This is a genomic window from Acinetobacter sp. P1332 (genome assembly GCF_044057475.1).
In the GTDB taxonomy this organism is placed as follows: domain Bacteria; phylum Pseudomonadota; class Gammaproteobacteria; order Pseudomonadales; family Moraxellaceae; genus Acinetobacter; species Acinetobacter johnsonii.
Window position 1 is genome coordinate 1144336 of record NZ_CP171157.1, and the last position, 15854, is coordinate 1160189.

Consider the following 15854-nt stretch of genomic DNA (forward strand, 5'->3'; position numbering starts at 1 on the left):
TAGGATGAATCATGTAAGAAATGTATGAAAAATGCAGTCTTATCGAACAGTTTGAAAAGTGCTCAAAATTTTAAAATTAGTTTTGCCGAAACTCGGTATTTCATACTGAAGCCCTAGAGCAAACTTTTCAGAGTGTGCTACTCTAAAACGTATTGTTTAATTTGAAAGATTAAGAGCCTAATGACGGAACTCGCGGTAGATATCGTTCACCAGAATATGCATCAACGTCAATCGATTGGCCATTTGGTCGAGCCTGCTCCCAATGCAGAACAATTAGAGCGGGCATTTCAAGCCGCATTGACTGCACCAGATCATCATCGTTTAAAGCCGACACGTTTTATCGTAATTGCTGAAGATCAACGTGAGGCATTTGGTGAGTTATTATCACAAGCCTTGGCTGATTTGGGCGAAACGGAATCAGCACAATTAGAGCGTGTTAAAAATCATCCTTTTCGTGCCCCATTACTGGTTTTGGCACTGACTAAATTTCAATCGCATCCGAAAGTCCCTAATTTTGAGCAGACTTTAAGTAGTGGGGCGGCTATTCAGAATTTTATTTTGTCCTTACAAGCTCAAGGTTTTTCGAGTATGTGGCGTAGTGGGGCAGTGGTGGAATCGGTGCATTTCAAACAGGTTCTAGGCCTCAGCGCAGATGATTTGATCTCAGGTATTTTATATATTGGTACGGCAGTTAAAGCGATTCCGCCACGTGCTGAAATTCAAACCCAAGATTATGTAAGTTATTGGAATCAATAGTTCCATTTTAGGATATAAAAATAATGTCAGAGTTAAAGTTTTCAGATTTGGTTGAACCTGTAGCAGTAGATCAAAAAACGGCACTACGTATTACAGTTTTGGGTGGTGGTAGTTTTGGGACGGCCATGGCGAATACCGCGGTTCGTAATGGCTGCGATACCATGATTTGGATTCGTGATGAAGCCGTTGCAGCTGATATCAATGCGACGCACGTAAATAAACGCTATTTGCCCGATTTTAAACTTGAAGATGGTTTACGTGCAGTTTCAAATATAGAAGAGGCTGTTCGTGATCGCGACATTATTTTGGTGGCGATTCCGAGTCATTCTTTCCGTGATGTCCTTAAACAAATCAAACCGTTTATTACTTCGCAAGCAGTGGTGTCTTTGACCAAGGGTATTGAAGCGAATACTTTTAGTTTTATGAGTGACATTATTCGCTCAGAGCTACCAGAAGTGCCTTATGGCGTGTTATCTGGGCCAAACTTGGCCAAGGAAATTGTGGCAGGACAACCAGCTGGGACGGTCATTGCAAGCCAGTCTGACTTGGTGCGTTATGCGGTACAGCAAGCTTTGCATAGTGCCTTGTTCCGTGTTTTCGCCAGTGATGACGTGCATGGTGTAGAACTCGGCGGTGCGCTTAAAAACATTTATGCGGTTGCGATGGGAATGGCTGCTGCATACAAAGTCGGTGAAAATACCAAGAGTATGATTTTGACTCGTGCTTTGGCGGAAATGAGTCGTTTTGCTGTGAAGTTGGGAGCAAATCCACTGACCTTCTTAGGTTTGTCTGGTGTCGGTGATTTATTTGCAACGTGTAGCAGTCCACTGAGTCGCAACTATCAAGTCGGTTTTGCACTGGGGCAAGGCAAGAGTTTGGAACAGGCGACCACTGAATTGGGACAAACAGCAGAAGGCATTAACACCATTGTACAAGTCAAAGCACGTTCTGAAGAGCTAGATGTGTATATGCCGATTACCAGTGCTTTATACAGTGTTATTTTTGAAAATGCGCCACCAATGACAATTGCATTATCCTTAATGAAAAATGGACACCGCAGTGATGTGGAGTTTGTCTTGCCGCATCATGAGGTTTAAAGTCACTTAAAAACCGAAATAAGATGAGCGTTTAAGTGGATAGAGTGACTGAATTGTCATAAAAATTAATTAAAATAATCAGGATTTGAATAAGGATTTTTTATGCAACTGACTTTGGTACGTCATGGTGAAGCTGCGCCACCGATCATGGGGAATGACACTAAACGCCCACTCACCGAACGTGGGCATGCACAAGCGGAGCAAACTGCTGACTTTTTAAAGTCGCGTATCCAACCAGATGTCTTTGTGGTTAGCCCATTGCTGCGTGCGCAGGAAACATTGGCACACATCAAACAGCACTTTGCGGATGTACCTGTTGTAATCTGTAATACCATTAAGCCAGATGATGATGCAAAAGCGGCTGTGGAATGGTTATCACATTTGCCGTATGAGTCTATTGTGGTGGTGTGCCATATGAATGTGGTGGCGCATATGGCTTCGATTTTGGTGACAGAATCTTTCAATCCTTATGCTTTGGCTGAAGCGCGGATTTATGAGCAAGCAGTTATCGCGGAAGGCTTGTCGACACAAACAAAAGCATTTATACCTAGCATATAAAAACCAATTAAAACGGCAGAATATAATACATGTTGCAAATTTGGATGCCCGAAGCCGATGGAACATGGCACTGGTCTATAGGGGAAAGATGGCAATCTGCTCATACACTTGAGCAATTGATCCAAGATATACAAGCGCATCATGGTGAGGAAGCAACTGTTTTCTTTCCAAGCCGTGATGTGCAAATTATTCAGCAAAATATGCCTAAGGCCCAATACAAGCAGTTGGGGGCTGAAGGTGTGAAGTATTTGCTCGAAGAATATGTATTGAGCTCAATCGAACAGATGAAAGTATTACATCACTTTCAAGTGCCTGAGCAACTCACTGTTTTGGGTATTTCAAAGCATCGTTTAGAGACTTTGCAGCATGCCTTGAGTTTGATTCCTGTGAAGCTGGTCAGTCTATTGCCTGATTTTCTGATTTTGCCTGTGCCTGACGCAGAACAGGTAATCTTGGGCTATGTTGAAGAGCGACTTCTGTTTCGCGCTAATACTTGGTTGGGCGGATCAATTGATGATCTTGCTGTATTTTTAGATTATCAAGCAGTCAACCAAAAATATAAGATTTGTAACTTTAGTGCTTCACACATGCATAGCTTAAACGCCAGTGTGACGCAGGAGCAGCTTGAGTCTTTCCATTATGAATGGGCGGCATTGCCAAGAGCAAAACAACATCCATGGAATCTTTTGCCGAAGGTGAAAGAGCAACATGTTTCAACGGGCTATTGGAAAGCCTGTGCAGCGGTATTGGCTACATTGATTGTGACGCAACTGACCTACGATGCGACCCGTTGGTATCAAAATCAGAAGCTTGCAGAGCAAGTGGCTGCTCAGGCGGTCGACCAATTTAAATATTGGTTTGGTGCGAATTATCCTGTGAGCGAGCAAACCCTGCGCAGCCAGTTTGAATATCAACTGAATATGAATAAACAAGCGGATGCTCAAGCTTTGTCTTTATTGAGTCGCGTTGGGCCTGTGCTCATGCAACAGCAAATTGTGGCGAATCAGGTGGTGTATGAAGCGAATAGCCTAAATATGCAACTTAAAGCCAACTCGGCAGAGGCTTTACAGACACTCACTCAGCAGCTTAATCAACAGGGTTTTCAGGTTGAATTAGGCAATATTCAGCCGACCACGGGTGGGGCAATTGGAATGGTGAAAATACAATAATGAAAGCCATGCAAAATTTACAAACTGTTTTGGATCAGCGTTTAGAGCTGATCAGTGCTTATTTTGATCGTCTTACACCGCGCGACCGTGTATTAGCCATCTTCTTGGTCATTTTTGTCTTGGTGACCTCGATAGGGACTGCGCTTTGGTATACCCATGCTGCGGCAGAGAAACAGCAAAAACGCGTGAACCAGCTCAAAGAAACCATGACATGGATGCAGAGCAATGCAGTCACCATGAAATCGAGCTCAGATGGGCAACTGACTCCGATGGAGCAGATCCAACGTATTGCACAGCAGCAAGGTTTGTCGGTTGCTTCGCAGCAGAATGCTGAACAAATTCAGTTGGTGGTAAGCCACGCAAACTATGTGGTGTTGGCCAACTTTTTGACCCAACTGACGCAAAATGGTTTGAGTATTGAAAAAATGGAGTTGGTCCCAGATGCAGGGCAGATTAAATTATCGGCTAGCGTTAAATAATCGCTAAAAATAAAGCCAGACGAAGCATGGTGTTTTAGCGAGGCTATGCCTATAATATGGCGACTTAAAAAGCAGTAGACTTTTACAGATATGTTGTATTCTCTTGCCCGCCCTTTGTTGTTTACTTTAGCACCAGAGCGTGCACATGAGCTAACACTATCGCTATTGAAATCAACGCATAAGCTAGGCTTAATGCGTCAAAATATAGCGGCTAAACCGGTGACATGTATGGGCATCGAGTTCCCCAATCCTGTAGGTTTGGCTGCTGGTCTAGATAAAAATGGTGCTTATATTGACGCACTGGCAGGTCTAGGGTTTGGTTTTATTGAAATTGGAACCATTACTCCGCGTCCACAGCAGGGCAATCCTTTACCGCGTTTATTCCGTATCCCACAAGCTAAAGCCATTATTAACCGTATGGGTTTTAACAACGCTGGTGTGGATCAATTGATTGAAAATGTCAAAGCGGCAAAATTTAAAGGTGTTTTGGGGATTAATATCGGCAAAAATGCGGATACCCCAGTCGAAAAAGCAGTAGATGACTATCTCATTTGTTTAGAAAAAGTCTATAACTATGCGTCTTATATTACCGTTAACATTTCTTCTCCAAATACTAAAAACCTGCGTAGTTTGCAAAGTGGTGATGCTTTAACCGAGCTGCTAGAGACGCTGAAAAAACGTCAGTTAGAGTTGGCTGAAGAGCAGCAGCACTATGTACCCTTGGTGCTGAAAGTTGCACCAGATTTGGAAGCGGAAGATATTCAATTTATTGCGAAACAACTGCTTCAGTTTAAAATTGATGGTCTGATTGTGACCAATACGACTTTGTCTCGTGAAGGGGTGGAAAACTTACCTTTTGGTGATGAAGCGGGTGGTTTATCTGGTGCGCCTGTGTTTGAGAAAAGTACAGCGTGTTTAAAAGCCTTTGCTGAGGTTTTAAATGGTCAGATTCCTTTGATTGGTGTGGGTGGGATTTTGTCGGGTGAGCAGGCGCTTGCAAAACAAAATGCAGGGGCAAACCTTGTACAAGTTTATAGTGGCCTCATCTATACAGGACCAACCTTAATTCAAGACTGCGTCTCTGCAATGAAAACAACATGAATGCCATTGATATCTTCATATTGATTGTATTGCTCATTGGAGGGCTCAACGGTTTGCGTCAAGGATTTGTTAAAGCCTTTGCGAACTTGATAGGATGGATTTTAGCGCTAATTGTTGGTGCTAAATTTGCAAGTGTCCTAGCACCTTCGATGGTCTCACTCAGTGAAGATCCAGTGGTTCAAAAAATTGCAGCTTTTGCATTTATTGTATTGGTTATTGTGGTTTTGACGTGGATAGTCACGGCATTACTGAATAACATATTGAAGAGTTTAAAACTCGGGCCTTTGAATCGATTAGCCGGAGGTGCTTTTGGTTCATTAAAAGGGTTGTTAATTGTTCTGATTACGATGCAAGGTGTCGGGTCTTGGGTTGAAAGCTCTCCATATTGGAGACAATCCAAATTTGTCCAAACACTTTTGCCTTACGCGCCTTGGGCGATGGAGCTTTCTAAAGAGGCTGCAAGCGAGGCGATGTCACATATCAAGTCTAAAGATACACATGTATCTTCAGATTCTTCACCGAAAATTTCCTCGAAAAATGCTGAGGGACAGGGTGAGTCAACAAATAATCCTTTTTATTAATCCTAGCTTGTCTGCGAGGTTGCTATGTGTGGAGTAGTTGGTATAGCTGGTAAATCAGCTGTTAACCAAATGTTGTTTGATGCATTAACGATGTTACAACATCGTGGGCAAGATGCAGCTGGGATAGTAACCTGCCACGAAGGTCGTTTATTCTTACGTAAAGACAATGGCATGGTTCGTGATGTGTTCCACACTCGCCATATGCGTGCATTACAAGGTAACTATGGTATTGGGCATGTGCGTTATCCTACTGCGGGTTCATCGAGCAGCGCTGAAGCGCAGCCCTTTTATGTGAACTCACCTTACGGGATCACGTTGGCGCATAATGGTAACTTAACCAATGCTGAAGAAATTCATGACGATCTGTTTAAAACAGACTTACGTCATATGAATACGGATTCAGACTCAGAAGTACTTTTAAACGTGTTTGCGCATGAGTTGCAAAAACGCGGCAAATTGATGCCTACAGCAGACGACATTTTTCATGTCGTTAGTAAAGTACATGAACGCTGTAAAGGTGGTTATGCTGTAGTTGCAATGCTTACTGGGTATGGCTTAGTCGGCTTCCGTGATCCAAATGGTATTCGTCCACTGATTTACGGTTCGCGTGAAACTGATGCTGGTATGGAATATATCATTGCATCTGAGTCTGTCGCTATTACGGCACTCGGCTTTAAAGTTGAGCGTGATATTGCGCCGGGTGAAGCGATCTTTATCGACTCACAAGGGCAGATGTTTACCAAGCAGTGTGCTGAAGCGCCTGAATACCGCCCATGTATTTTTGAATATGTTTACTTTGCGCGTCCAGATGCGATTATTGATGGCATTTCAGTCTACAAAGCACGTTTAAAAATGGGCGAAAAGCTTGCGCAGAAAATCCTGACGGAGTGGAGTGAAGAGCACGATATTGATGTCGTGATCCCAATTCCAGATACATCGCGTACCTCTGCACTTGAACTGGCAAATATGTTGGGCGTGAAGTTCCGTGAAGGCTTTATGAAGAACCGCTACATTGGCCGTACCTTCATTATGCCGGGTCAGCAATTGCGTAAAAAATCAGTACGTCAAAAGTTGAACCCTGTTGAACTTGAGTTCCAAGGTAAAAATGTACTTTTGGTGGATGACTCGATTGTACGTGGTACTACGTGTAACGAAATTATCCAAATGGCACGTGATGCGGGTGCGAAAAAAGTCTTCTTTGCTTCTGCTGCGCCGATGGTGAAATATCCAAATGTGTATGGCATTGATATGCCAGCAAAAGAAGAGCTGATTGCATCTGAGCGTACAGTTGAAGAAATTCGTGAAATTATTGGTGCAGATCGTCTAATTTTCCAAGATTTGGAAGACTTAAAAGCAGCTGTGCGTACCAGCAAAGTGCCAGATTTACAAGAGTTTGATTGCTCGGTATTTGATGGTAAATATGTTGCTGGTGGTATCGATGAAGCTTATTTAGATGAATTACAAGCGAAACGTCGTGAAACATCGAAAAAGAAAGACAGCTATATTGATGTCAATATTGATGCAGCTTCCGTTGATTTGACAGGTGTGAAAGAAGTCTAATTGATTTAGATTTGAGAAAAGCGGGAGTTTCCCGCTTTTTTCATTTATGATGGTTTGATTCAAACAATGTAAGAAAAGGGATTTACATTGAAGGGTGTAAGTTATTCAATCATAAAGAATAAAAACATGTTGTGGTCTGCCAGTATCTGCTTGCTGGCGGTACTTTTGTCGCTATTTATTTTAAATACTGTGGCTGGGCTGCTGGTTTTTTATTTTGATTCGAGTCAAAGCATTTTTTGGCACAGCTTGAGTATTTATATCATTGGTTTATTGCTCTTGGTGATGAGTTATTCCGTGGTATATGAGTTGTATGTGTTCCGTTCGGGTGGACACAGTCTTGCCAAGCAACTGCGTGCACGACGTTTAAGTTTGATTGAAAGTACACCAGAAGAAAGTATTGCACTGAAAATTACAGAAAAACTAGCTGATACTTTTTTAATTGAAACGCCTGCTGTGTACGTTTTGCCCGATGAAGTGGGGGTGAATGCATTAACCGCTGGTTTTTATCCCAAAGATATTGCGATTATTTTAACGTGGGGCGCCCTGCAAAATCTTGATGAGCTTGAGCTGACGGGGTTATTGAATCATGAGTTTAATCAAATTTTATCAGGTGAGACCGCTGAAAACACACGGTTAAAAATTCTATATAGTGCTCTCACCACCTTTAGTCAGTGGGGCAGTAAAATTGCTAAATTGGGATTTTCAACTCATCATAAAAAATCGCAAAGTTTTGAAACCACTTTTGTCGCAACAGGTGGTGTGATTTGGCTGATTGGTAGTTTGGGGGTGCTGGTTACCCGCTGCATTAAGTTTCTGACGTTGGGGGGGCGTACTTTAAAAAATGATATGAAAACACGTCGCCTGATGCAAAATGATGCCAATATTCAAACCTTGATGCGTATCTATGTGCATCACGCAGGTTCGCAAATTCACAGTGAATATTCTGAGTCGATTGCACACATGTGTTTTGCCAACTCATTAAGTGCACAAAGTTGGATGAATATTCATCCAAGTATTGAAGAACGTATTTATGAAATGAATCCGAATTTGGTTCAAGAGATACAGTTGGAAAATCTACAAAAACTGCGCAACCGTCCGTTATTTGGTTTGTTTCGTTCCTTAGAAGAGCAGTACGCGGATTTTCAAGCCCCTTGGACTTCACCGCAGCCTTTGCCCTTATTACGACTGTCTCCGATTAGTTTTGCCATTAAAGATGCAATTAAACCGCTTAACCCTGAAGTACGTGCGCATATTGAACGTCCAGAGCTAATTCAGCGTGCTTTACAGACCGCAACAGGTTCACGCGAGCTGATGGTCGCGATTTTGATGATTCGGCAATTCCGTGAGTTTATTCCTGCTGAGGCTGAAGTCAGCCGTGCCATTGTTGATTCATTGTTAAACTTAGATGGTCGTGTTCATATTTCAATTTTCCATGAGGCATGCCGAAATATTGGTGGCATGCCAGCGACAATTGCACGCCAGTTTTTATTAAAGTTGGCGAGGATTATTCAAGAAGACGGTGAAATTGGACTGTTGGATGCACTGCTACTTGAACGGGTCAAGTTTGAGTTGAATTTGTTGCCTGTACATACACCTGCGGCCCTAGATGAAGTTAAACCGCAGATTGTGCGTTTAATTGATGCTTTGTTGCATGTGCAACAAATCAATAGTGAAACACAGCTGGAAGTACGAGAGAAAATCTTGCGTCGAGTTTTAACTGTGCAAGAGTTGGAGCAGTATGCGGAAATTTCAGATGAGCCGATTGATTTGGCTGAAATTTTAAATGATATGGCAGGGTTGCTGCTGCGAGATCGTTTGAGTATTTTGGGAGTGGCTGAAATTTGTTTATGGAATGACCGCATTATTACTCAAGATGAGCAGGATGTTCTGGAGTTGCTCTATTGGCGTCTCGGTTTTGACAGTGAAGAGATTGTTGAACAAATGCAAAAGAAGAATCGCTTGATGATTGTTTAATTGAGGGTTTAATGCGTTCTTAGTATTTGCATACTGTCTATGCGAATATAATGTGAAAAGAACAGCATCTCTAGGCATTTCTCGATAGAATATGCACTGAATTAAGTGTGAAGGTATAAGATGATCGGGCATCAGCGTGAGGTTTTGGCGAGTTTAGGAATTGATTTGTGGGTTCCTGATTTTTTGCCGTCTCAACAAAATGTAGCCACATCGATCTGGCGAGATCAAAACGCGACTGAGATTATTTCTGAAATTGTGCGACCTCAGTCTCAGCCCGAAGCCAAAAGCATTCCTGAACATCCACCTGTAAAGAATAAGCTTCCACATCCAGCGCCTCTTGCTGAAATTGCAACACAACCGATTGAACAAGAAACTGTTACAGCATTAAAAGAAGAGATTGTCCGAGAGGCCATCCATGTTGAGGCTTTTCAGTTGCAAGCTGTTGCCTTGGAGCACTGCGCCTTGGTCATTGAAGCGACACAATTGAGCTTGGAGCAGCAGCAGCTGTGGCAAAATATTGTGCAAGCCTTACCAGCGCAAAAGTATGCGCTGACTTGGCCTTTTCCTTTGTTGAACTTACAAGATGGGCGCGGTGTCCAGAGTTATATTCAAGGTTTCTTTGATGGTTTAAGTCAGGGTAAAACTGTTATTGCATTGGGCTCTATACCAAATGCTAATGGTATAAAAGTCACACAAGCAGCAAGCTTACAAGAAATGCTTGATCAGCCATTACTTAAAAAAGCCCTGTGGCACATGATGCGAGCAAAACAACAAAATATGGAATAGGTATGAAGCAGAAAGTCGTTGTTTTTAGTCAAATAGATGCAGAAGTATTACAGCGCCTAGAGCAGCGTTATCACGTGGTGGTCATCAACCCGAAAGCAGGTGATGTAAATACGCAAATCCGCGAGCAAGTTGCGGATGCGGATGCCATGATTGGTGCAGGGCGTTTACTGAATCAAAACAACCTAGAAACGGCGAAACAGCTCAAAATTATATCTAGTGTCAGTGTTGGCTATGACAACTATGATTTGAACTACTTAAACCAAGCAAAAATTTGGCTCAGTCACACCCCTCATGTGCTAACTGAAACGACTGCCGATTTGGCCTTTACTTTGTTGATGAGTGCGGCACGTCAAGTGCCTTATTTAGATCAATGGACCAAAACAGGTCAGTGGTCGCGTACTGTCGGGCAGGCACAATTTGGTCAGGAAATATTTGGTCAAACATTGGGTATTATAGGCTTAGGAAATATTGGTGCGGCAATTGCGCGACGGGGTTTTCATGGTTTCAATATGAATATTTTGTATCACGGGCGCCGAGAAAAATTAGAATTGGCACAACCCCTAAATGCACGTTTTTGCGAATTAGATGAGCTGTTACAGCAATCGGACTTCATTGTTGTGGCGGTTGATCTAAACGCGCATACGCAGCATTTGATTGATGCAGAAGCCTTTAAGAAAATGCAATCTCATGCTGTTTTTGTAAATATTTCGCGTGGTGCCGTGGTGGATGAGCAGGCACTTATTCAGGCCCTGGAGCAAAAGCAAATTTTTGCAGCTGGGCTGGATGTTTATGAGAAAGAACCCTTGCAAGATTCAGTGCTGTTTCAGCTGCATAATGTGGTGACGTTGCCGCATATTGGTTCTGCAACGTCTGTAACACGTAAAAAAATGGCTGAGTTGGCTTACCAAAACTTGGTGAAAGCATTGGAAGGTGGTCAACCTCAATATGTGGTGAATCCTGAATTTAGATAAAAATTTGATAACACTTCATTGCATTTTCATTCAATTATCAATGTTATATTCATTCGATTCCTTTAAATAAAGTCGGGGTGAGGGTTGAAGCGTTTTCTGTGTGCGTGCAGTTTAAGTCTTATTTCGACTGTTGGTTTTGCAGAAGGTCAATTTCTTACGAATGCCCCACAGTTTAATGTGCCTGAGATTGGTTCGGGTATAGGTTTTATTGATCAATATAACGAGCGCTATATTGGTGAAAAAGTTTATCGTGAAGTACAGCGTCAGCTACCTGTTACGCAAAATCCGTGGCTAGAAGATCAACTGATGAATGCTTTTTCAAGCATTTTGAGTCAAACCCAACTTGGTCAACCCATAGGTCTGGTGGTCATTAATGACCCGCAAATTAATGCCTTTGCAGTTCCGGGTGGTTTGTTTGCATTAAACGCTGGTTTGATTACCAATGCCAGTAATATGGATGAAGTTGCTGGTGTAATGGCGCACGAAATTGCGCACGTCACACAGCGCCACTACAGTCGTTCGCAAGAGGCGTTTAAGGGGCAGGGGTTACTCGCGCTGGCTGGGATTTTGGTTGGTGCTTTGGTTGCGTCTCAAGCCGATGGTGATGTCGGTTCAGCGGTCATGGTTGGTACGCAAGCCGCACTCATGGACAAGCAGCTGTCTTATAGTCGTAACCAAGAGCGTGAAGCTGACCGTATAGGGATGCAGTATATGTATAGCGCTGGTTATAACCCGCAAAGTATGGCTGATTTTTTTGAAGTGATGCACCGTGCAACCAGTCGAGTGAGTTTTTTACCCGACTTTTGGTTCACACACCCACTCACGACTGAGCGGATGAGTGAGGCAAGACTTAGAGCGAATCAGTTGCCTAAAGTGAAATCTACTTGGCGTGATGAAGACTTTGAAATCTTGAAGCTGTATACCATGGTGATCTCGAATCAGGCGACAGAACAGCAACTACAGATGCTGGTGAGTCGTAACAGTTATGCAGCACAACTGGCTTTGGCCAGTTTTTACCTTAAACAAGGTGACTATAAACTTGCTCAACAAGTCTTAGATCAGGCCAAGTCACATCAGAAATTACATAACCTACAAACCTTGATTCAAACTGATATTTTACTTGGACAAAATCGGGTGAATGAAGCTCTTACCGTGATTCAATCACCTGCGAGCATCATGCCTGAAAATCGGGCTTTAAATTATAAATTGGCTGAAGTTTACATTCGTCAGAATCGACCTGAGCTTGCGCAGCCTGTACTCAATCGGTTTTTGAAAAATAATCCGCGTGATATGAATGCGTGGAGACTGATGCAGCAAGCTGCGAGTTTAGATAAAAAGTCGCCAATGCATACCATTAATGTTTTGCGCTATCGGGCTGAAGTGCAGTTCTGGTCGGGCTTTGAAGAAGAAGCGATTAAATCTTTGTTGCATGCTCAGCGTTTAGCGAAAGATAATGAATCAATGTCAGCGACCATTAAAACGCGTTTAACCCAAATGCAAAAGGATCGACAATTTAGAGCTTAGAAAAGTGGTATTGCAAATAGAGGGATAAAACAGAGATGAGTCGGAAGCTGTTTTGAAGCTGAGAATAAATAGATAAAATAAAAAGAATAATAATTTTTATATAAAGTAAAACTTTGAACTGCCTTTTTTAAGGTCAGTTCAACGTAATCGATTTAAAGATTTTTAAATTAAGCCAGTTTTGCTTTAATTTTTGCTGAAACTTGAGAAGGATCGGCGCGCCCGGCTATGAGCGGACGCAGAGAATTCATCACCTTACCCATATCTTTCATGCTAGTAGCTTCTTGCGCTGCAATCGTTTGCGCAATCATGGAATCAAGTTCTTCCTCAGTCATAGCTTCTGGTAGAAATTGAGATAAAACCTCAAGTTCGGCTTGTTCCTTACTAGCTAAATCTTCTCGACCAGCGCCTTCAAAGGCTTTGATCGATTCTTTACGTTGTTTAATTTGTTTTTCAATGACCGCAAGAACTTGAGCGTCGTCAAGTTCTTTGCGCTCATCGACTTCGATTTGCTTAATTGCTGCCTGTAGACCACGAATTACCGTTAACTTATCCATTTCTTTAGCACGCATAGTGGCTTTCAAAACTTCAGTTATTTGGCTTTTTAAAGTAGTCATTATTTAGTCCAGGCAGTCAATCACAAATTAATCTTAGTAAAGGCGAGTAGTACGTACTGATTCACGCGCCAATTTCTTTTGGTAGCGTTTAACAGCAGCAGCTTTTTTGCGCTTACGTTCTTGAGTTGGTTTCTCGTAGAATTCGCGCTTACGAACGTCAGCTAAAACGCCCGCTTTTTCGCATGAACGTTTGAAACGACGGATAGCTACGTCTACTGGTTCGCCTTCTTTCAATTTAACTTGTGGCATGAAGAATCCTCATTAAGTTATGGATAAGATCTGGGCGACATTGCCCTGATCACAAGTGAAGGTCAGTATTTTACTCATTTACATCTCATACCACAAGTCTATAATGGTTCACGCAATAGATTTGATACAGGTTATAGGCAGTTTAATGATCGTTTTAGGCTTAGAAACATCTTGTGATGAAACAGGACTTGCCCTTTATGACAGCGAGTCGGGTTTGCGTGGGCAAGTGCTGTACAGCCAAATTAAACTGCATGCAGAGTATGGTGGTGTGGTGCCGGAGTTGGCATCGCGTGACCATGTGCGTAAGCTGATTCCTTTAATGAATCAACTGTTTGAAGAAAGTGGTGTAAAAAAATCTGAAATTGATGCCGTGGCATATACGCGTGGCCCTGGTCTGATGGGTGCGCTGATGACAGGCGCGCTGTTTGGTCGAACTTTGGCCTTTGCTTTAAATAAACCTGCAATTGGTGTGCATCATATGGAAGGGCATATGTTGGCACCACTTTTATCGGAAACGCCGCCAGAATTTCCTTTTGTAGCACTTTTGGTCTCAGGCGGACATTCTCAATTGATGGCTGCCTATGGGATTGGACAGTATGAATTGTTGGGGGAGTCGATTGATGATGCTGCAGGTGAAGCCTTTGATAAGGTTGCGAAAATGATGGGATTACCGTATCCAGGTGGCCCAAATATTTCAAAACTGGCTGAGCAAGGTGATCCGAATGCCTTTGCTTTCCCACGCCCAATGCTGCATCAAGGTTTGGAGTTTTCATTCAGTGGGTTAAAAACAGCCGTATCTGTGCAAATGAAAAAACTCGGTGACGAAAACCGTGATGCGGATATTGCAGCGAGTTTCCAAGAAGCCATCGTGGATACCTTAGTTAAAAAATCTGTGAAAGCGTTGAAGCAAACAGGTTTGAAACGTTTAGTGATTGCAGGTGGTGTTAGTGCAAATAAACGTTTACGTGAGCGTTTGGAAGCAGATTTAACCAAGATTCGTGCTCAGGTTTACTATGCCGAACCTGCACTTTGTACGGACAATGGCGCTATGATTGCTTTTGCTGGTTATCAGCGCTTAAAAGCAGGGCAGCATGACGGTTTGGCTGTAACGACAACACCTCGCTGGCCAATGACTGAGTTGACCAATCCCAGTGAAGTCTAAGACTTTCATTTGATAAGCCTAAAGCCCGACGAAATGTTGGGCTTTTTACATTTAGGTCTTACCAAAGGGATGTTAAAAATGCTCTGCTTAGACTCTAAGAATATTTTTTTGACTCATTTAAATGTAGCTTAGCATCAAGTTAAAAGTATTTACCCATAGGTTTATCCATAGAAATTGGGGATAAGTATGCCTAGCGTAGTTTTTGATTGATCTCAAAAGATTAAAACTTTGAGTATTTTGACTTCAATTGAAATTCTATTTTATATGGTTTTAAGATATTGATTAATATTGAGAATTTATATTTTTCTTAAGTTTTTATTTCTATACGGGGATAAAACTCAAAGCCACGAAGGCCAATTACAACACGTAACATGATTTAGCTTCCTGAGCTTAAGGATATTCTTTAGTTTATATGAAATGCAGATGTAGATTTCGTTAAAAATATCTTGGTCGTATAAATCACAAAGCTATGACGGTCTGTCTTAGGAACTTTCATTACAACAATGGAAGTACATAATTAGAAGAAAATTTTAGAGGTGTTACCCATGGCGGCTACTAATGGAATGCTAGACCCTGATGATTCGATAATTCTACTGATTGATCATCAAAGTGGACTTTTTAATACCGTACGCGATGTACCTGTACCCGACTTACGCAATTATGTGATTGCAATTGCAAAAGCGGCAACTTTATTAAATATACCTGTAATTACTACGGCTTCTGTACCTGATGGCCCCAATGGCCCTTTAATTCCTGAAATTCACCACTTTGCTCCGCATGCAGTTTATGTACCACGGACTGGACAAATTAATACTTGGGACAATCCATTATTTGTAGATGAAGTTAAAAAAACGGGCAGAAAGACACTGATTATTGCTGGAACGCTGACCAGTGTATGTATGACTTTCCCTGCTGTAAGCGCTCGTAAAGAAGGTTATAACGTCTATTGTGTTGTGGATGCATCAGGTAACTGGAGTAAATTAGCCACAGATACATAAATTGCTCGTGTGACCCAAGCGGGCGCAATTCCAACCGATAATTTTGCGATTGTGGCCGAGTTAATGCGTACTTGGAACCGTCCTGAAGGCTCCCGTTTTGCCGAAATTCTTTCAGATCATGTCTGCCCAGAATATAAATGCTTAATGGAGAGTTATGCAAAAGCGCAAGCTGTGGTCAAAGATGGGCCAGAAACAAACTTAGATAAATATCAATAATCAGATCAAACCTATTTGAACTGATATTCATCCCTCATTTTTTCAAAGAAATAACCCAA

General features: G+C 42.2%; 15 protein-coding genes and 1 pseudogene. 14 read left to right on the top strand and 2 right to left on the bottom strand.

Annotation, left to right across the window (positions count from 1 at the left end; all coding sequences use genetic code 11):
* Positions 1 to 180 precede the first annotated feature (180 nt).
* From ACFN7Z_RS05535 to ACFN7Z_RS05590, 12 genes are all read left to right on the top strand, one after another.
* Positions 181 to 756: a nitroreductase gene (locus tag ACFN7Z_RS05535; protein ID WP_005400613.1), complete on the top strand. Its 576-nt coding sequence runs from the start codon at positions 181 to 183 to the stop codon at positions 754 to 756.
* Positions 757 to 779: 23 nt separating this feature from the next.
* Positions 780 to 1853: an NAD(P)H-dependent glycerol-3-phosphate dehydrogenase gene (locus tag ACFN7Z_RS05540; protein WP_004982230.1), complete on the top strand. Its 1074-nt coding sequence runs from the start codon at positions 780 to 782 to the stop codon at positions 1851 to 1853.
* Positions 1854 to 1955: 102 nt separating this feature from the next.
* Positions 1956 to 2411: a phosphoglycerate mutase family protein gene (locus ACFN7Z_RS05545; RefSeq protein WP_005400615.1), complete on the top strand. Its 456-nt coding sequence runs from the start codon at positions 1956 to 1958 to the stop codon at positions 2409 to 2411.
* A gap of 29 nt (positions 2412 to 2440) precedes the next feature.
* Positions 2441 to 3580: a type II secretion system protein GspL gene (gspL, locus tag ACFN7Z_RS05550; RefSeq protein WP_010327097.1), complete on the top strand. Its 1140-nt coding sequence runs from the start codon at positions 2441 to 2443 to the stop codon at positions 3578 to 3580.
* A complete protein-coding gene (gene gspM / locus ACFN7Z_RS05555; protein ID WP_010327096.1) occupies positions 3580 to 4059 on the top strand; it encodes a type II secretion system protein GspM in 480 nt (159 codons plus the stop codon). Before gspL ends, gspM begins: the two co-directional genes overlap by 1 nt.
* 90 nt (positions 4060 to 4149) lie before the next feature.
* Complete coding sequence (locus tag ACFN7Z_RS05560; protein WP_010327095.1) at positions 4150 to 5160, top strand: quinone-dependent dihydroorotate dehydrogenase; 1011 nt, start codon at positions 4150 to 4152, stop codon at positions 5158 to 5160.
* Positions 5157 to 5741, top strand: coding sequence for a CvpA family protein (locus ACFN7Z_RS05565; RefSeq protein WP_004696270.1), 585 nt, complete (start codon positions 5157 to 5159; stop codon positions 5739 to 5741). Before ACFN7Z_RS05560 ends, ACFN7Z_RS05565 begins: the two co-directional genes overlap by 4 nt.
* A gap of 24 nt (positions 5742 to 5765) precedes the next feature.
* Positions 5766 to 7301 (top strand): amidophosphoribosyltransferase, encoded by a 1536-nt coding sequence (gene purF, locus ACFN7Z_RS05570; RefSeq protein WP_010327094.1) that lies wholly within the window; start codon positions 5766 to 5768, stop codon positions 7299 to 7301.
* Between the two features lie 87 nt (positions 7302 to 7388).
* Positions 7389 to 9275, top strand: coding sequence for a M48 family metalloprotease (locus ACFN7Z_RS05575; RefSeq protein WP_029575066.1), 1887 nt, complete (start codon positions 7389 to 7391; stop codon positions 9273 to 9275).
* 120 nt (positions 9276 to 9395) lie between these two features.
* Complete coding sequence (locus tag ACFN7Z_RS05580) at positions 9396 to 10061, top strand: hypothetical protein (protein ID WP_005400621.1); 666 nt, start codon at positions 9396 to 9398, stop codon at positions 10059 to 10061.
* 2 nt (positions 10062 to 10063) lie between these two features.
* Positions 10064 to 11032, top strand: a complete 969-nt coding sequence (locus ACFN7Z_RS05585; protein WP_005400622.1) for a D-glycerate dehydrogenase — start codon at positions 10064 to 10066, stop codon at positions 11030 to 11032.
* A gap of 84 nt (positions 11033 to 11116) precedes the next feature.
* Positions 11117 to 12556, top strand: a complete 1440-nt coding sequence (locus ACFN7Z_RS05590; RefSeq protein ID WP_010327092.1) for a M48 family metalloprotease — start codon at positions 11117 to 11119, stop codon at positions 12554 to 12556.
* A 167-nt stretch (positions 12557 to 12723) separates the two neighbouring features.
* On the opposite strand, the gene ACFN7Z_RS05595 is transcribed toward ACFN7Z_RS05590, so the two are convergent.
* Positions 12724 to 13170, bottom strand: a complete 447-nt coding sequence (locus ACFN7Z_RS05595) for a GatB/YqeY domain-containing protein (protein ID WP_004982206.1) — start codon at positions 13168 to 13170, stop codon at positions 12724 to 12726.
* Positions 13171 to 13203: 33 nt separating this feature from the next.
* The gene (gene rpsU, locus ACFN7Z_RS05600) at positions 13204 to 13419 is read right to left on the bottom strand and encodes a 30S ribosomal protein S21 (protein WP_001136722.1); all 216 of its coding nucleotides are present in this window, start codon (positions 13417 to 13419) and stop codon (positions 13204 to 13206) included.
* 145 nt (positions 13420 to 13564) lie between these two features.
* On the opposite strand from rpsU, the gene tsaD reads away from it, so the two are divergent.
* Positions 13565 to 14581 (top strand): tRNA (adenosine(37)-N6)-threonylcarbamoyltransferase complex transferase subunit TsaD, encoded by a 1017-nt coding sequence (gene tsaD / locus ACFN7Z_RS05605; RefSeq protein WP_010327091.1) that lies wholly within the window; start codon positions 13565 to 13567, stop codon positions 14579 to 14581.
* Positions 14582 to 15126: 545 nt separating this feature from the next.
* Positions 15127 to 15795, top strand: a pseudogene (locus tag ACFN7Z_RS05610) (isochorismatase family protein).
* The last annotated feature ends 59 nt before the right edge of the window (positions 15796 to 15854 follow it).